The 17,100-nt window shown below is 47.1% G+C and carries 12 protein-coding genes, 16 tRNA genes and 1 rRNA gene (1 of these 29 cut by a window edge); 2 read left to right on the top strand and 27 right to left on the bottom strand.

The annotated features are described in order from the left end of the window. Positions 1 to 2 precede the first annotated feature (2 nt). The 3 genes from LOZ80_RS38460 to LOZ80_RS38450 all read right to left on the bottom strand — a co-directional run bounded on the left by LOZ80_RS38460 (position 3) and on the right by LOZ80_RS38450 (position 2,682). On the bottom strand, positions 3 to 722 hold the full coding sequence (locus LOZ80_RS38460) for a response regulator transcription factor (protein WP_238169397.1): 720 nt from the start codon (positions 720 to 722) through the stop codon (positions 3 to 5). Positions 723 to 940: 218 nt separating this feature from the next. Continuing rightward, the gene (locus LOZ80_RS38455) at positions 941 to 2,188 is read right to left on the bottom strand and encodes an MDR family MFS transporter (RefSeq protein ID WP_238169396.1); all 1,248 of its coding nucleotides are present in this window, start codon (positions 2,186 to 2,188) and stop codon (positions 941 to 943) included. A 110-nt stretch (positions 2,189 to 2,298) separates the two neighbouring features. Beyond that, complete coding sequence (locus tag LOZ80_RS38450; protein ID WP_238169395.1) at positions 2,299 to 2,682, bottom strand: hypothetical protein; 384 nt, start codon at positions 2,680 to 2,682, stop codon at positions 2,299 to 2,301. Positions 2,683 to 2,916: 234 nt separating this feature from the next. Between LOZ80_RS38450 and LOZ80_RS38445 the strand changes: the two genes are divergently transcribed. Further along, a complete protein-coding gene (locus tag LOZ80_RS38445; RefSeq protein WP_238169394.1) occupies positions 2,917 to 3,711 on the top strand; it encodes an alpha/beta fold hydrolase in 795 nt (264 codons plus the stop codon). On the opposite strand, the gene LOZ80_RS38440 is transcribed toward LOZ80_RS38445, so the two are convergent. Next, positions 3,701 to 4,981, bottom strand: coding sequence for an ROK family protein (locus LOZ80_RS38440; protein WP_238169393.1), 1,281 nt, complete (start codon positions 4,979 to 4,981; stop codon positions 3,701 to 3,703). The two genes, LOZ80_RS38445 and LOZ80_RS38440, sit on opposite strands and share 11 nt — an antisense overlap. An 8-nt stretch (positions 4,982 to 4,989) precedes the next feature. After that, complete coding sequence (locus tag LOZ80_RS38435; protein ID WP_238169392.1) at positions 4,990 to 5,760, bottom strand: class I SAM-dependent methyltransferase; 771 nt, start codon at positions 5,758 to 5,760, stop codon at positions 4,990 to 4,992. Positions 5,761 to 5,947: 187 nt separating this feature from the next. Between LOZ80_RS38435 and LOZ80_RS38430 the strand changes: the two genes are divergently transcribed. Then, a complete protein-coding gene (locus LOZ80_RS38430; protein ID WP_189019092.1) occupies positions 5,948 to 6,058 on the top strand; it encodes a YjcZ family sporulation protein in 111 nt (36 codons plus the stop codon). 83 nt (positions 6,059 to 6,141) lie between these two features. Here LOZ80_RS38430 and LOZ80_RS38425 read toward each other — a convergent pair whose 3' ends face one another. The 22 genes from LOZ80_RS38425 to LOZ80_RS38320 all read right to left on the bottom strand — a co-directional run. Continuing rightward, positions 6,142 to 7,710, bottom strand: coding sequence for an ABC transporter substrate-binding protein (locus LOZ80_RS38425; protein ID WP_238169391.1), 1,569 nt, complete (start codon positions 7,708 to 7,710; stop codon positions 6,142 to 6,144). Between the two features lie 69 nt (positions 7,711 to 7,779). Continuing rightward, the gene (locus LOZ80_RS38420; RefSeq protein WP_238169390.1) at positions 7,780 to 8,691 is read right to left on the bottom strand and encodes a carbohydrate ABC transporter permease; all 912 of its coding nucleotides are present in this window, start codon (positions 8,689 to 8,691) and stop codon (positions 7,780 to 7,782) included. 35 nt (positions 8,692 to 8,726) lie between these two features. Then, entirely contained in the window at positions 8,727 to 9,701 is a 975-nt protein-coding gene (locus tag LOZ80_RS38415) for an ABC transporter permease (RefSeq protein WP_443147001.1), read from the bottom strand. Between the two features lie 194 nt (positions 9,702 to 9,895). Beyond that, positions 9,896 to 11,512: a response regulator gene (locus LOZ80_RS38410; protein WP_238169389.1), complete on the bottom strand. Its 1,617-nt coding sequence runs from the start codon at positions 11,510 to 11,512 to the stop codon at positions 9,896 to 9,898. Beyond that, a complete protein-coding gene (locus LOZ80_RS38405; RefSeq protein ID WP_238169388.1) occupies positions 11,487 to 13,283 on the bottom strand; it encodes a sensor histidine kinase in 1,797 nt (598 codons plus the stop codon). Before LOZ80_RS38405 ends, LOZ80_RS38410 begins: the two co-directional genes overlap by 26 nt. Positions 13,284 to 13,415: 132 nt before the next feature. Beyond that, positions 13,416 to 13,494: transfer RNA gene (locus LOZ80_RS38400), tRNA-Leu, on the bottom strand. A gap of 19 nt (positions 13,495 to 13,513) precedes the next feature. Then, positions 13,514 to 13,602, bottom strand: a tRNA-Leu gene (locus LOZ80_RS38395). Positions 13,603 to 13,615: 13 nt separating this feature from the next. Then, positions 13,616 to 13,689 (bottom strand) — tRNA-Cys (locus tag LOZ80_RS38390). 10 nt (positions 13,690 to 13,699) lie between these two features. Beyond that, positions 13,700 to 13,774, bottom strand: a tRNA-Gly gene (locus LOZ80_RS38385). Between the two features lie 8 nt (positions 13,775 to 13,782). Then, positions 13,783 to 13,854 (bottom strand) — tRNA-Gln (locus tag LOZ80_RS38380). Between the two features lie 24 nt (positions 13,855 to 13,878). After that, positions 13,879 to 13,951, bottom strand: a tRNA-His gene (locus LOZ80_RS38375). 24 nt (positions 13,952 to 13,975) lie between these two features. Next, positions 13,976 to 14,049: transfer RNA gene (locus LOZ80_RS38370), tRNA-Trp, on the bottom strand. Between the two features lie 12 nt (positions 14,050 to 14,061). Beyond that, positions 14,062 to 14,143, bottom strand: a tRNA-Tyr gene (locus tag LOZ80_RS38365). 25 nt (positions 14,144 to 14,168) lie between these two features. After that, positions 14,169 to 14,244, bottom strand: a tRNA-Thr gene (locus LOZ80_RS38360). Between the two features lie 16 nt (positions 14,245 to 14,260). Further along, positions 14,261 to 14,336 (bottom strand) — tRNA-Phe (locus LOZ80_RS38355). Positions 14,337 to 14,358: 22 nt separating this feature from the next. Then, positions 14,359 to 14,435, bottom strand: a tRNA-Asp gene (locus LOZ80_RS38350). Positions 14,436 to 14,470: 35 nt separating this feature from the next. Then, positions 14,471 to 14,547 (bottom strand) — tRNA-Met (locus tag LOZ80_RS38345). A gap of 60 nt (positions 14,548 to 14,607) precedes the next feature. Continuing rightward, positions 14,608 to 14,680, bottom strand: a tRNA-Val gene (locus LOZ80_RS38340). Positions 14,681 to 14,694: 14 nt separating this feature from the next. Continuing rightward, positions 14,695 to 14,769, bottom strand: a tRNA-Glu gene (locus LOZ80_RS38335). Positions 14,770 to 14,784: 15 nt separating this feature from the next. Next, positions 14,785 to 14,876, bottom strand: a tRNA-Ser gene (locus LOZ80_RS38330). A gap of 3 nt (positions 14,877 to 14,879) precedes the next feature. Then, positions 14,880 to 14,955 (bottom strand) — tRNA-Asn (locus LOZ80_RS38325). Between the two features lie 75 nt (positions 14,956 to 15,030). After that, a 23S ribosomal RNA gene (locus LOZ80_RS38320) occupies positions 15,031 to 17,100 on the bottom strand; it runs 845 nt beyond the window's last position.

Below are 17,100 nucleotides of genomic sequence, written 5' to 3'. Positions count from 1 at the left end.
CTTCAGGTCATCTCCCTCCCTTCGAATTTATAACCAATGCCCCAAACTGTCTTGATATATCGTGGCTCCGATGGATTCTCCTCAATTTTCTCCCTTAGCCTACGGATATGAACCGTCACGGTCGTTGTGTCTCCATCATAATCCGTATCCCATACCTGGCCAAGCAGTTGATTCCTTGAAAATACCTGTTCCGGATGTCCTACGAACACATGTAGAAGTTCAAATTCTTTCAAGGTTAGCTCAATCTCCTTGCCGTTCACACGAACACTGCGGTGCAGCACATTGATTTCGAGTCCGGGAAATTTCATGAGATGTGCTGGCTGCCTCACATCTGCATTCCTAGCATCAGGCTTGCTGCGCTGCATCCTGCGCATGATGCCATTGGCTCGCAGCACCAGCTCCCGCGGCGAAAACGGCTTCGTCAGATAGTCATCTGCGCCCATGGTCAGTCCCATAAGCCGGTCCGTTTCATCGCCTAAAGCCGTCAGCATGATGATGGGCACGTCCTGTTCATTGCGAATTTCTTCGCAAACCTGCCACCCGGTCTTGCCCGGCATCATGAGATCCAGAACGATCAGCTCCGGGTGGTGCAGCCGCCATAAGCGGATGGCTTCCTCGCCATTTCCCGCTGATATGACCTGATAGCCCTCCCGCTCCAGATAAACGGTACACACATCTATAATATTCGTTTCATCATCAACAACGAGAACGAGTGAACCCATGAGATTTCCCCCCTCAGATTTGATATTTATTATACCGCAGATGCGCTAAAAGAAGCTTACGCAGGTCTTACAAATGCATAAAAACTCCTCAACCAGTGAGGAGTTTCTTTGGTTCTTTGTTCTTTGTTCCTTGTTCCTTGTTCCTTGTTCCTTATTCATTGTTCCTTGTTCCTTGTTCCTTATTCCTTGTTCCTTATTCCTTTGTCACCTTGCTCCCTTCAAGCTTGCACTTGCAGATCAGGTTTAGACGCAAGCGCAAGTTCATCCTGTTTGCGGTTTAAGTTTCGCACGTACATCGTTTGGGCGAAGCCAGCGAACAAAAGGAGCACGCCAAGCAGAATGAACATCATTTTTCCACCGTAGTGTGTGAAGAGGAATCCTCCCACAACAGGTCCAAGTGCGCGCGATAGTTGCCAATTCATGCCGAAAATAGAGAAGTACCAGCCTCTTTGATCCTCGGGAGCAATAATGGAGATGACCTTTTGAATATGAGGACCATTCAACATTTCACCTATGGTAAATAAAAATTCGACAAAAAGCAGCAAGGCGAAAAATGGAACCACCCCATAGCCAACGGAGACTACGGCAAATAGCACATAAGATACAGCGATGATCAGATAAGGAGCTACGCGTTCGGTTCGTTTGGCGATCCAGAGCTGCAAGGCGATCACAACACACCCGTTAAATGTAATAATCGTGGCAAAGACGGTTTTATAATTTTCAAAATGCTGCTGCAAATGCAGAGGGAACGTTGTTTCTACTTGGGCATAGAGCATAGTTACCGGCATCATCAGAAGCGTTATCCAGAGCAATGGCTTGTGATCACGCCATCTGATTTTCTGCTTATTTTTTGCGGTTGCTTGTTGCTCCGCACTTTTCATAGGCAAGGTCTCAGGCACCTTCCAAACGACCAAACCTGCATAAGCGAGGAGTGCAACTGCGCACGTTAGAAAAATAATTGTGGGATTCCAGGTGAAAAGCAATAACCCGAGCAGCGGTCCAAACGCCGAACCCATATTCAAAGCTGTATGCAGCAATGCAAAAACTTCTGCCCGTTTCTCTTCCGGAACCACATCCGAAATCTGCGCATTGGCGGCAGGCTGATACATCGCATGTCCAATCCCGTTTATAATTGAAATTAAGGCAAATTCCCATACATGGCTGGCAAACATATATCCGCCAACAGCGAACGCCTGGATGACGAGCGCCGCCAGTATCATCGGCTTTCGCCCATACCGATCGCTAAGACTGCCTGCGTACAAATTCACGAAAATGCCGACTAACGGCTGCAAGCCTACGATTAACATGGATAGCAGAATGGAGCCATCGAGTTTGTCGTACAAATAATAGACAAGATAAGGTCTCATCATAAATCCGGCTAATGAGGTTAAAATAGTCCCGACCACCCGTACCCAGATTGCGGTGTCGTACTTACTGATCAATGAAAAGAGCGGAATTCTGTGCATAAATCCTCCTGGCTGTCGTGGTCTTCTCATTTTAGAAGGAAGCAGGCAAAAGAAAAAGGTAAAATCTCGTTATAACGGATTTCACCTTTTATGAAGTCATGCCAAAGCTATTATCCGCCAATACGAATCTTGCGGTATGTATCAATGAAGGAAAGGACATCCACTTTCTTCCCCCTCTTTTTTGCTACTCTGGCCATTTTTACTAATGTTGTCCAGAACTCATCGAGCACAGGGGATTCAAACTCATTTTCTTTGGACGATTGGGTCAGTTTATGTTTATGGTTATACGAAACGCCTTCATCGGAAATGAGGTATTGAATCTGACTTTTTTTCCATTGTTCCCCGGTCACATAACTTACACCAATTTCACGCATTTTCTTGCGCACTGATGTTACAGGACGAGATAATTCTCTTGCAATAACAACAGGCGGGCATTCAGACGATAAGCGGACTAACTTGTCCAATTCTTGTGTAGACCAGGGCTTTTTAGTCATATCAATAACCTCACTTTAGAATGAATGTTTCGTTCTTACTTTATATGGTTACTAACAAAGGGTATAATCAGAGGATACCAACGAAATGTTAAAGAAGTATGAGTTAACCATAATGAAAGTATGAAGACATAACTTTTTCGCTAATTTACTTCTTTTTTGATCCTCAAGAACTACTTTTCGGGTATGTACCAGGACTTTATAAGCGATATTTGACGACAATGGAGGGTGAAAACAGTGAAACATCATATTATCGGAGCAGAACAGTTCGTAGAGGAAGAAGGGCAGGGTGCGCCTGTTATCTTATTGCACGGCTTTCCACTGGACCATCGCATGTGGGCCTCTCAGGTCCAAGCCTTAGCGGCTAATTATCGCGTAATCACTCCTGATTTGCGGGGAATGGGCCAATCTGATGTTCCTGTAACGAACATTTCCATTAACCAATATGCGGACGACATTTTAACTTTAATGGACAAAATGGACATACAAAAAGCCGCACTAGGCGGCTTCTCGATGGGTGGTTATGTGGCTTTTGCACTGCTTCGCAAAGCGCCTTCCCGCTTCACTTCCCTGATCCTCGCGAATACGCGTCCGGAAGCTGACGGAGCAGAAGCTCGCAAAAATCGGATGAACATGGCTGTTTCGCTATATGACAAAGGCGCTGCGGCAGCAAAGGATGCCATGCTTCCTAAACTGCTCACGGAACAAACCAGGAAGGATCAACCTGGACTTGTCGAGTCGTTAAGTCTTGTGATGGAATCGATGGCTGCCGAAGGGCTTGTCCATGCAAGTCTGGCTATGGCGTTCCGTGAGGACGCTACTGACTTGTTAAGCACCATCTCGGTCCCAACACTCGTCATCGCAGGGGAACATGATGCAATCGCTCCGCCTGATGTCATGAAGAAGATGGCTGACCAAATCAGTGGCTCCAGCTTTCAAGTGATCCCGGCTGCTTCGCACTTGACGCCGATGGAGAACCCGGAAGCATTCAACGCGCTGCTTATTGAGTTCTTAAAGAGCGCTACAGCCTAACCAGTTGGTTCATGACCAACACGGCTGCTCCCATAGCAAGGGCTTCTTCACCAAGCTGCCCTTTGCTGAATACAACCTGATAAGCGGGGTAGTAGTACGTTTTCCGAATGGCTACCTGGGTAGCCGTTTGGAAAAACAACTCCCCTCCCGCCACGAGCGGCCCCCCCAGAATAACTTTCTCGGGGTGCAAAATATTTAACAAATTGGCAAGTCCGATGCCAAAATAGGTCGCAGCTTCCGTAATGATCTCCACAACCAGGGGATCATTTTTTTTGAGTGCATCCAGAACGTGCTGATAGGTCAGCTGTTCGGGATCCTCCACGTAATGGGACAATATCGTCGAGCGTCCCTGTTTAAGTGCGGATCTTGCCGCCTTCTCGACTGCATATAAGGAGGCGTAGGATTCCAATGCCCCGTAATTGCCAGAGGCATTGCGATGGGCAACCCCGTCGGTTTGAATAATCATTTGCCCGACGGAGCCTTCCATATCCACTGCCCCGTAGATGACCTTCCCTTCGGAGACCATGGAAGAACGCAAACCTACCCCAGCATGTATATACAGCAGATGCTTGAAACTCCGCGTTCTTTGATGCCAGGATTCAGCCAGAATGGCAGTATTCGCGCCATTATCCAAGAGCGCCGGAATGCCTAACGCTTCCGTTAGCAACCTGCCGATCTCTACATGCTTCCATCCTTTCGCCAGAAAGTACGAGGGCTCCAGAATTGTGCCCGTTAGTCGATCGACAGGACCGACTGCGCCAATCCCTATCCCTAACAGCGCAGCTTTTGGTATGTGATGCTGTTCCAGCATCCTGTTCGCTGCTTCCACAATCTGCCGAATCAGCACGTCTGGCGTCATCTCAGCCGTCATCGTCCAGCTGAACGTATCCAGCTTATTCATCCCCAGATCAACGAGGACAAGCTTCGACAAGGTTCTTGAGATCTCCAAGCCAAATATATACGCATAGGCCGGATTCTTCTCATACAGAATCGGCCTGCGCCCACCTGTTGAAGCACCGAATCCAGATTCCAGAATGAGTCCCTGGCTCGTCAATTCTTCCAAAAGCCGCGTCAGCGTAGAAACGGTCATCCCGCTTTGCTCTAACAGCTCGGTTTTGGATACCGTCGATTGACGGCAAATACGATCATAGATTTCCTTCGCCTTACGGTTCGATATTCGCTCTGTAATGACATCTACATTCAAATGAAGCAGCCCCCAATGATAATCTTTCTCATCTAATTCGCCATGGGGAGCCCAAAATCCTGCCATCACCTTACTTATTCCTTCGATCCAATCATCAGGGTATATCCCATATATTGATGATACTTACTGACAAGCTCATCATATCTGGCTGTGATTTGCCAAATGCGTGGATCCATAAACGACTGTTTATCAGACAAATGAACCGGGTCCGGATGTTGGACTTGATCTTCAAACATCGTTAAAGGGAACGGATGAATCCCCGAGAACTCTACAGGATTGAATTGGCTGTTCACCAGCAGCTCTCGCCATTCTTCCACGCTGTAGATTTTACTCACACCATAGAAGCTGCAAAGCGCACGATGAACGGCGGCTGACATGTCTTTGACACGGATGACTTCTCGATCATAGAGCCTGCCTCCCGGCTTTAGAACCCTGAAATACTCCGAGACTGCCTTCTGTGCTTCAGCGAAATTCGTAACAGACTCCACCAGCACGACATCGAAGCTAAGGTCTTCGAATGGCAGCTCACAGACATCCGCTACCTGCAATTCAACCTGGGCCCCTTGCTTCTCAGCCCTGATCTTCGCTTTCGCGATCATCTCCGGCCGAATATCAATGGCCGTCACTTCACAGCCTTGTTCGGCCAAATAACATGCTGTCCTCCCGGTCCCACAACCAACTTCCAGCACGCGCTTGCCTTTCTCTATGGGATACTTCTTCAATTGTTCCACCGTCTCGCCGAATCCCCCAGGGTGTGCATTACCCACCCCAAGTTTAGCTAACATATCCAAGTATTCGATAGCACTTGCACCTCCATATTGGCATATCATTCTCTTTTCTACCATATGGAAGGCAGGTACCTCTGGTTCAGCTTCCTAGACCAATTTTGCAAAAAAGGCTCCTGCCTAACTCTCCATTTTTAAAGCAGTTAATGGGCTTAATACCCAATCAATTCCGTACATCCGACCATAGGATATATAGACTCTCATCCAAATACACAGAGAGCATTACTGAGGAATGGGGGTGACATCAATGGGTGTTGCTGCCGGTGCTGCTGTAGGTTACGGACATGGAACTTCTTCTGCTGCTATTCTGGTATTATTCATTTTGCTCGTAATCGTTACAATGACTTACGCTTGGTAATTTGGTAAATTCACTGGCCTCTAGGCCACAAAAAATAAGGAGCTCAGGTTCATTGAACCTGGCTCCTTCTACATAGACACTATTTACTTCTTGGCAGCTGCCAAGAACGCATCTAATTGTTTTTGCTTTTCAGCGATGATTTTGTCTACGCCGGCAGCTTTCAATTTTTCTAGAAACTTCGGAATGACTTCATCCGGATCCACCGTCCCCGCCGAAAGTGCTGGACCATACTGGTTCGCAATATTCGCGCAAGCAGCAATTTCATTTTTGACTGGCTCACTGTTAAATGCAAAACCGAGTGCAGGCGATTTGACACCTTTGGCATTGAAATCTTTGAACTTTTGCCATTTGTTCGGATCTTCATTTGTCCACAGGTAGTTCAAGAACTGGTTGCCAAGCTCCCATTGTGCGCCTGGGTTATAGCCTGTGTCTTGCGCAGTTTTACCTGCTGGGAGGTCAATGATCGTCTCGGATTTCTTCACATAATGCTTGCCTTCGATCCCGAAGTTAACTAAATTATTGAATGTTTTGTCCGAGTGCAGCAAATTAATGACTTTCATAGCCAAATCGGGGTGTTTGGAAGTTTTGGAAATAGCGAGCATCGCCCCTGATGCATCACCTGTAGAAATCGTAGGAACAGTCAAGTCAAGCTGAGTTAATTTGAAGCCTACATAGCCTTCTGTTTCAGCATCTTTGCCAGGTTTCAAGCCATCCGTCCACATGAACACTTTGCCGGCTTTCGCTTGATCTTTGGGGAATACCGTTGTAGTTGCAGCATCTTTGTTGATGTAGCCTGCCTTGTAGTAGGCACGGATCAACTTGGCAGCTTCTTTGTATTCCGGTGTTTCCAGCGCATTCAATACCTTCGTATCTTTCCCCGTTTTGGAAATAACGCCAGGTACAGACGCATCGCCGAGGTAATCCCAGTCCAAATTATCCAGAATACCGCTGCTGCCGCCGTTACCTTGATTGGCGATAAACCATGGGGTTATGCCCGGTTCCTTCTCTTTCACAGTTTTCAGCAAGGGCTCGAGGTCTTTCCATGTTTTCACGCTCGTCAGATCCATTTTATATTTGTCTACCAGATCTTTGCGCAACAGTACGCCACGTGTAGCTGCTAATTCTTTATTGGTCGGAATTCCGTAGTTTTTACCATTGACTTTGGAACCTTCAAGGAATGCCGGATCCAAGTTTTTTACAATGTCTTGACCATTTTTAGCTAGCAAATCATTAAGTGGCAAGAACGCGCCTTTCGCTACGTTTACTGTATAGTTCTGCCATGCGGCTGTGAAAATAATATCGGCTTCTTCTCCGGAAGCGATCATCAGATTCAATTTATCGTTCCATTGACCAAAGTCAATCGCATTGATTTTAATCGTCGCATTTAATTTATCTTTCAAATATTTGTTCGCTTCTTCTTCAACGGATTTCACATCCTTCTGCTCCGCGCCAGGGTAGTACAGCGTTACCAGCTCTGTTTTCGCGCTTGGTTTGGCTTCCGGTGTGGCTGTTGCAGCCGTCGTTGCAGCTGCCGTCGAAGCAGGCGCTGGTGTCGTTTCTGAGGTAGTGGACTTTGCGCATCCAGCCAGAACCATGCTAACTGCCATCATGCCTGAAAGCGTTGTTAACATTGTTTTATTCACTCTCTTCATGTAGAACCCTCCTAAAATATGTTTTTATAAATGAATACTAACCTCTATCGTAACCGGTGTCACCCGGGGCTAGCCTTTTACCGCGCCGATCGTTAAACCTCTCACAAAATAGCGCTGGAAGAACGGATAGGCGATCACAACAGGTCCGATGCCTACAACAGCCATTGCCATTTGGAGAGTCCGGGAAGGCAGGTCGATTTGACCGCCACCGCTTGAAATCCCGTTAAGAACAGCCGAGTTCGAAGTAATGTACTGGATGTTGAGTAATGTTTTGTACATGAGATATTGCAAGCTAATGTTGTGACTATCACTGATAAACACCAAGCTGAGAAACCAGTCGTTCCAGTAATTGACGGTATTAAACAAAGCGATTGTGCCCAGCACCGGCAAGGACAGCGGAAGGACGATTCGAATGAACGTCTTGAGCTCGCTGGCTCCATCCATTTTAGCGGATTCAAGCAGGGCTGTAGGGATTGTCGTGGCAAAAAAAGTTCGCATCACGATAACGAAGAATGGTGTCATTAAGAGCGGCAAAATCAGGGACCAGATTGTATTCTTCAAATGCAGGATATTCACGTACACGAGGTACCACGGGACCAAACCGCCATTGAACAGCATCGTGAAGAAGATAAAGAAGGCAAAGGCATTGCGGTATTTCAAATCTTCCCTGGACAGCGGATACGCATATAAAGCAATCAAAATTAGGCTTAAAACGGAGCCTGCAATCGTTACGAAAAGCGAGATCCCGTAGGAGCGCAGAATCTGCTCAAAATCTTTGAACAGGATCTCATAGGCTTTTAGACTGAACACTTCGGGAAAAAACTTGAACCCGTTGGCGATAATGGACGTTTCATCGGAAAAAGAAACCGATATCACCAAGATGAGAGGCGCGATACACAAGATGGAAATGACGATGAAGAGAAGATGGACGAATATGTCGAGTCCGCTGACCTTTTTATTTTGTACAGATGCTTGTGACATCTTGTTTACCCCCTAGAACTGAGCTCGAATATGGTTTAAAATAAGGCATTTTCTTTGCTGACCCTGCGGACAAGCATATTACTGGCAAGGATGAGAATAAAACCAACGATCGCTTGATACAGCCCAGCAGCAGATGACATGCCGATATCACCGTTAATTAAAAACGTTCGATACACGTAGGTGTCGATAACATTCGTTGTCGGGAACAACGTTCCTGAGTTCAAAGGAACTTGGTAGAATAGTCCAAAGTCCGAGTAGAAAATCCGGCCGATAGCCAGTAAAGTCGTAATAATGATGAGCGGATACAACAGCGGGATCGTAATGTAGCGGAACTGCTGCATCTTGCTTGCTCCATCAAGTGTAGCGGCTTCATATAACTCCTGATCAAAGCCGACAATCGCCGCCAAGTAAATAACCGATGAGTAGCCGACATATTTCCAGGTATTAACGATTGGCAGAATGAGCGTCCAATAACTCGCTTCCGAGTACCAATCAATCCCCTCGAAACCTAATGGTTCCAGAATGGATTTGTTGATAAATCCCGTTTCCATACTCAGAAATCCAAGAACCACATAACCGACAACTACCATGGACAAGAAATAAGGCAGAAACACGACCGATTGATAAAATTTAGATAAAAGTTTTTGTTTCACTTCATTCAACAATATCGCAATGGCGACACCGAAGACCAAATTTAACACGATAAATACGGCGTTGTAGAGCAGGGTATTTCTAGTAATCGTCCATGCGTCTGCCGTTGCGAACAAATATTTGAAGTTCTCGAATCCTGCCCATGGGCTTCCAAAAATACCATCCGTATAATTGATTTTCTTGAAAGCAATGAGAATGCCGAACATCGGCAAATAATTGTTAAGCAGTAAATACAGCACACCTGGAATAAGCATAAAATATAAGGCTTTCTTCTGAGAAAAATAGCTGACTTTCTTTGGTCTGACTTGCGCGGGATCGCTGATCTTCGCAGATAATTGCTCGGTTACTGCTTTGCTCATTGATCTTCCCCCTATCTGCTCTGAGTTCGTATGGCCGTGTGTTTCTCTCTCTTATGTCTTTATTATAGAAGTGAATGAACATCTGCTCTATAACCGATTGTGACCTCATTTCTGCTACTTTTGTTACTTTTCGCATCCGATTTCTTCCTTTTGTGCAAAAAAAAGAGCCACTTCCTATTGAAATGGCCCCTTGCTTATGTGGAAGTAGATTGTTCCTTGCGATACTCTCTGGGCGTTCGACCGGTTGATTTCTTGAACATCTTGGTAAAATAAGGGATGTTCTCGTATCCCACAATCTCTGCGATATCACCAATCTTGAGCTGGGAAGAGATCAATAATTCCTTCGATTTTTCCATCCGTTTGACCAAAATATAATCCGTTAGCGAGCTGCCCGTTTCCTTCTTAAAGAGTCGAGACAAATACGCCGGGTTAAAATGAACATATTCGGCAATTTGCTCCCGCGTAATATCTTCACGCAAATGATCGTCAATATAGGAGGAGATCTTCTGAATGACCGAAGCCTCGCCTTTTTCATTATTAATAACGAAATCCATCCCATTTAATATGACACGGTAACACCATACTTTGAATTGCAATAATGAACGTGTCACCGAGGCACTATCGGACAGATCGCGTGGCGCGAAGACATCCTGAAGGGTGAGACCACGTTTATGAAACACTTGAAAGATCATGTGCAGTAAAGCGTGATACGAAGATTCCAACGTTTCGATCGTTAGACTTGGCTCAGTCTCCAACATCGCAAAGATTTCATCCAGCTTACGCAGGACATCTTCCCTGCTGCCGAGATCAAAGAAAACGGAAATTCCTGATACCCAAGGAATCATTAGCACCTGTCCAGACGACTCGCGCTGTTCGTCAAAAGGGATAACACTATTAGACTCAGTAACATTGCTTCGTTCAGCTTCCAATAACTGCACGTACATTTCCAATAGACTGCCAAACTCTGTAGCTTCTCCGACATAGCAGCTTAAATCACAAAAGAAATATTCGTTGCAGGAACGAATATAATGTTCACACCGCTCGGCAAGATCGCCCCGATCGAATGATTGTTCCGGTGGCAGGTAGAACAGCACCAGGTTATTGCCGCTGCGGTCCTGCAGGACTGCCCCAGCGTCACTGCCTAAGATCAATTCCCCTGCGGCGTTGCGAAGCGCATACTCCATAATGTCTTCGTCGCGTGCGCTCAACTCCTTCTTCCACAGCTCCACAGAGATCAGCACAGGCAGTACGCGGCTCTCTGGCGCAAAACTCAGCTCATACAAAGCAATGAGCGATTCTAACGACGAGCGGGATGGCGGAATCCGCCTGGCCAAGAGATCCTGCCAAAACTTTTCCTCCAGCAATGGTTTATGCGTTTGAAATAAAGCATAGTATCTTTGCTGAATCTCATGAAAGCTTTGCGCTTCCCTAGACTCCTGAATCTTCTCGAGCGCCCGCCTGACAACATCTTTCAATTCCTCATAGTCAAAAGGCTTCAACATATAATCAAAAGATCCCGATTGCAGCGCAGTTCGCGTATACGAAAAATCCGCATGCCCTGTCAGGAATATGGTCTCCGTCCATGGGGAATGTTCCTTCACCCATTTAATAAGCTCAAGCCCGTTCATGTTCGGCATCTCAATATCGCAAATCATAACATCGATATGAGACTGTACGAGCCTCATCTTCGCTTCTTCTGCATCTAACGCCTCATAGACTTGTTCGATTCCGAGGAAAGCCCACTCAATCCCCTGAGTAACTCCCTGTACGGCATAAAACTCATCATCAACGACCAATATCTGGTATGTCATCGTTCATCTCAGCCTCATCTTCCACATAGATTGCGGGAATAGCGATTTGGACAATTGCCCCCTTGTCTGCCACATCATTGCTGAATACCAATTGTGCACGGTCCCCATAGCGCATCTGCAGTCTTAATAACACATTCTGGAGACCCAGATGTCCTTCTTCACCCGCATGTTCATGCCAGCGATTCATTCGCAGCTTATCGAGGATCTCCGGCTTAAAACCGACGCCATTATCCTTCACTTGCACCCAAATGGTCTTCGCTTCAACGCCGTCTTTCACAAGCATGACTTCTCTCACTTCAATCTTGATCATAAAAAGCTCACGGCGATTCATGAAACCATGAATAATTGAATTCTCTACCAACGTTTGAATCGTGAGCGGAAGAATCGAACAGTGACCTAGCTCATCTGGAAGATTGATCTCATAAGTAAGCTTGCCTGGGAAGCGAAGCTTCTGAATTTCCAAGTAATTCTGAATATGCTTGATCTCCGCCTCCACGGTCACCGTTCTTCTTGATGTTGTAATATTAAACCGGAAGTATTCAGCCAAGTAACGGGCCATTTTCTGAATAACATCGTATTGCTTAGTTGCCGCGAGGCTTGTGATAATATTCAACGTATTCAAGTAAAAATGCGGTTTAATCTGCACCTGCAAATGTTTAAATTCGGCCTCTTTCGTAAGCAGCTGTTGCTCATAGATATCAATTTTCAGATTGGAAATTTCTCCGACCATATTATTGAACGTGCGTATTACAAAAGCAAACTCCGTCGTATTGTCCGGCTCAAGTTGAACATCCCAATCCCCACGGGTAATCCGCTGCATCCCTCGGATGAGCTTCTTCATCGGTGTAAGCAATACTTTTCTAACAAATATGAAGTAAAAGGATAAAATCAGCAGCCCGCCAAGTGGAATCATATAGATTGCCAACCGGAAAAAGGGCAAATTCTTCAGCATACTGGCTTCCGGAATAAGAACAACATACTTGATTGGTACCATCGTTGCTGGAATAGCTACCAGTAAATATGACAGTTCATTCTTGTAATCGGTTACAGATTGATACGGCTTTTCTTGAGGCTCTGGCATTTTGGCTGCCATTGCAATTTGCTGCTCCGTCAATTTGGTGCCCGATGCCACCTCGCCATCCAAACTCATCAGTGCAGCCCCGCCGCCGCTGTTCTCCACATCCAAAAACTTCAAAGGCTCAGCCACGGTGTTCGCCTTAATCCAACATCCAACCACTAAATTATTGTTGCGGATTAATTTGAGGAACGCAGTCTCATCGCCCACCTTAATGAGCTGCCAAGAACCAATCTTCTGCATCTCGTCGTCTTTGGGATTCGCTTCTATGTAATCTGCGATCACTTTCTCGTTCAAGTAATAGTCAGATCGTGTATTCAGCACAATATCTTTATCCTTGATATTATACAAAAAAATGGTGTCAATCACTTGGAAGTATCCCAAATCCACCTGAAACCGCGTGAAAATCTTTTGCTTTGTCAGCATATAATCATCCGTGCCATATTCCATGAAATTCAAGAGATTCACGTCTGGCTCACGATCGTTGACCAAATTCAAATAATTATTGATTTCCTTCATCTGCTTATCCACTTGCTTCACATAATCCGCCAATAGGTTTCTGTTGGCTCCTGAGACTTGCTCCCTTACAACGCTAATCGCGTAATGGTTATTATAGTACAAGAAAATAATAAGTGGAGAAATAATAATCACAAATCCGGCCACAAACTTAAAAGTAAGAGATTTTCTCCAATTCAATCACGATCGCATCCTTTGCGGCTGACATGTTCTCCCAAATAATCACTTATAGGGTAACCTTCGTAATGGACAACCGTCAAGACAAATAAAAAAGCTCATGAAATCAATTGATTTCATGAGCTTCTTCTTCTATACCGGCAAGAGGACTCGAACCTCCACCCTTTCGGACTCGATTTTGAGTCGAGCGCGTCTGCCATTCCGCCATGCCGGCATATAAAGTTGTAAATCAATGGTGCCGAAGACCAGACTTGAACTGGTACGGTAGTCACCTACCGCAGGATTTTAAGTCCTGTGCGTCTGCCGATTCCGCCACTCCGGCTAATAAGATAATGTGGAGGCGCCACCCAGATTCGAACTGGGGGTAAAGCTTTTGCAGAGCTCTGCCTTACCACTTGGCTATGGCGCCTTAGTAATAATGGAGCGGAAGACGGGGATCGAACCCGCGACCCTCGCCTTGGCAAGGCGATGCTCTACCGCTGAGCCACTTCCGCATATAAAACTGGGGATCAAGGATTTGAACCTTGGCATGACGGAGTCAAAGTCCGTTGCCTTACCGCTTGGCTAATCCCCATTATCTTGCATGTTGGTAATAATGGGCGGACGACGGGACTTGAACCCGCGAATGCTGGATCCACAAACCAGTGCGTTAACCCCTTCGCCACGACCGCCACAATATTAAGTTTTTACTTTTTTGGCAGGGGCAGCAGGAATTGAACCCACACCAAAGGTTTTGGAGACCTTTGTTCTACCCTTAAACTATGCCCCTAGAAAAAGTAAATGGAGGCTGATGGATTCGAACCACCGAACTCGGAGAGAGCAGATTTACAGTCTGCCGTGTTTAGCCACTTCACTAAGCCTCCATGATGTAAAACCTTTGATTCTTTGTGGTGCCGTCGAGAGGACTTGAACCCCCAACCTACTGATTACAAGTCAGTTGCTCTACCAGTTGAGCTACAACGGCTTATTTAATTAAGAAATGGTGGCTTTGGACGGAATCGAACCGCCGACACGAGGATTTTCAGTCCTCTGCTCTACCGACTGAGCTACAAAGCCTTGCTTACTTTTTGAAGAAAAATGGCGGAGCTGACGGGATTCGAACCCGCGGTCTCCTGCGTGACAGGCAGGCATGTTAGGCCACTACACCACAGCTCCATGCTAAGTACAATATCTTCTTGCAGAAGATGAATTGGTTGCGGGGGCAGGATTTGAACCTGCGGCCTTCGGGTTATGAGCCCGACGAGCTACCGGGCTGCTCCACCCCGCGTCGTTAATTATAATTCACGTTTCCATGCTTTGCAAGTCTCACTTTAAAAGTAAAACTTGATGGAGGCTGACGGGATCGAACCGCCGACCCTCTGCTTGTAAGGCAGATGCTCTCCCAGCTGAGCTAAGCCTCCATGGGAGTAATGAATGGTGACCCGTAGGGGACTCGAACCCCTGTTACCTCCGTGAAAGGGAGGTGTCTTAACCACTTGACCAACGGGCCTTGCTAGAAAGATAGTGGCGGAGAGAGAGGGATTCGAACCCTCGAGACGCTTGTGACGCCTACACGATTTCCAATCGTGCTCCTTCGGCCAGCTCGGACACCTCTCCATATGGCTCCCCGAACAGGACTCGAACCTGTGACAACTCGATTAACAGTCGAGTGCTCTACCAACTGAGCTATCAGGGAATAGGAAAACTTATGACAAGGATTTATTCCTTGAAAACTAGATACGAAACGTGCGTAAAGTAACATTTAGGTTTATTGGTTAAGCCCTCGACCGATTAGTATTCGTCAGCTGCATACGTTGCCGCACTTCCACCTCGAACCTATCAACCTCGTCGTCTACAAGGGGTCTTACATACTGGGAAATCTCATCTTGAGGGGGGCTTCGCGCTTAGATGCTTTCAGCGCTTATCCCCTCCGTACATAGCTACCCAGCTATGCCTCTGGCGAGACAACTGGTACACCAGCGGTACGTCCATCCCGGTCCTCTCGTACTAAGGACAGCTCCTCTCAAATTTCCTACGCCCGCGACAGATAGGGACCGAACTGTCTCACGACGTTCTGAACCCAGCTCGCGTACCGCTTTAATGGGCGAACAGCCCAACCCTTGGGACCTACTTCAGCCCCAGGATGCGATGAGCCGACATCGAGGTGCCAAACCTCCCCGTCGATGTGGACTCTTGGGGGAGATAAGCCTGTTATCCCCAGGGTAGCTTTTATCCGTTGAGCGATGGCCCTTCCATTCGGTACCACCGGATCACTAAGTCCGACTTTCGTCCCTGCTCGACTTGTAGGTCTCGCAGTCAAGCTCCCTTATGCCTTTGCACTCTGCGAATGATTTCCAACCATTCTGAGGGAACCTTTAAACGCCTCCGTTACATTTTAGGAGGCGACCGCCCCAGTCAAACTGCCCACCTGACACTGTCCCCATACCGGATCACGGTACCAGGTTAGAACTCCGATACGATCAGGGTGGTATCCCAACGGCGCCTCCACCCAAGCTGGCGCTCAGGCTTCAAAGGCTCCCACCTATCCTGTACAGATCGTACCAAAGTCCAATATCAAGCTGCAGTAAAGCTCCATGGGGTCTTTCCGTCTTGTCGCGGGTAACCTGCATCTTCACAGGTATTAAAATTTCACCGGATCTCTCGTTGAGACAGCGCCCAAGTCGTTACGCCATTCGTGCGGGTCAGAATTTACCTGACAAGGAATTTCGCTACCTTAGGACCGTTATAGTTACGGCCGCCGTTTACTGGGGCTTCAATTCATAGCTTCGGGTTGCCCCTAACCACTCCTCTTAACCTTCCAGCACCGGGCAGGCGTCAGCCCGTATACTTCGCCTTGCGGCTTCGCACAGACCTGTGTTTTTGCTAAACAGTCGCTTGGGCCTTTTCACTGCGGCCCCCTCGGGCTATTCACCCTACCGAGGCACCCCTTCTCCCGAAGTTACGGGGTCATTTTGCCGAGTTCCTTAACGAGAGTTCTTCCGCGCGCCTTAGAATTCTCTTCTCACCCACCTGTGTCGGTTTGCGGTACGGGCACCTTCGCCTGGCTAGAAGCTTTTCTTGGCAGTGTGAAATCATGACCTACGGTACTTAAAGTTTCCCTCCCCATCACAGCCCAGCCTTACGGTTAGCGGATTTGCCTACTAACCAGCCTCACTGCTTGGACAGACATCCATCAGTCTGCGTCACTATCCTTCTGCGTCACTCCATTGCTCATAACGGCTACGGTGGTACAGGAATTTCCACCTGTTGTCCATCGACTACGCCTTTCGGCCTCGCCTTAGGTCCCGACTTACCCTGAGCGGACGAGCCTTCCTCAGGAACCCTTAGGTTTTCGGCGGATCAGATTCTCACTGATCTTTTCGTTACTTATACCGGCATTCTCACTTGTATGCGCTCCACCTGTCCTTACGGTCAGAATTCAACGTACATACAACGCTCCCCTACCCATGCACAAAGTGCAAGCCATAGCTTCGGTGGCGTGTTTAGCCCCGTTACATTTTCGGCGCAGAGTCACTCGACCAGTGAGCTATTACGCACTCTTTCAATGGTGGCTGCTTCTAAGCCAACATCCTGGTTGTCTGTGCAACTCCACATCCTTTCCCACTTAACACACACTTGGGGACCTTAGCTGATGGTCTGGGCTGTTTCCCTTTTGACAATGGATCTTAGCACTCACTGTCTGACTCCCGGAATAAAGTTTGTGGCATTCAGAGTTTGACTGGACTTGGTAACCCTTGGCGGGCCCCGCACCCAATCAGTGCTTTACCTCCACAACTCATCTTCCGAGGCTAGCCCTAAAGCTATTTCGGGGAGAACCAGC

This window comes from Paenibacillus sp. HWE-109 (assembly GCF_022163125.1).
Lineage (GTDB): Bacteria > Bacillota > Bacilli > Paenibacillales > NBRC-103111 > Paenibacillus_E.
The sequence above is the reverse complement of the archived record's forward strand: the minus strand, read 5'-3'. Positions and strand labels throughout refer to the sequence as shown.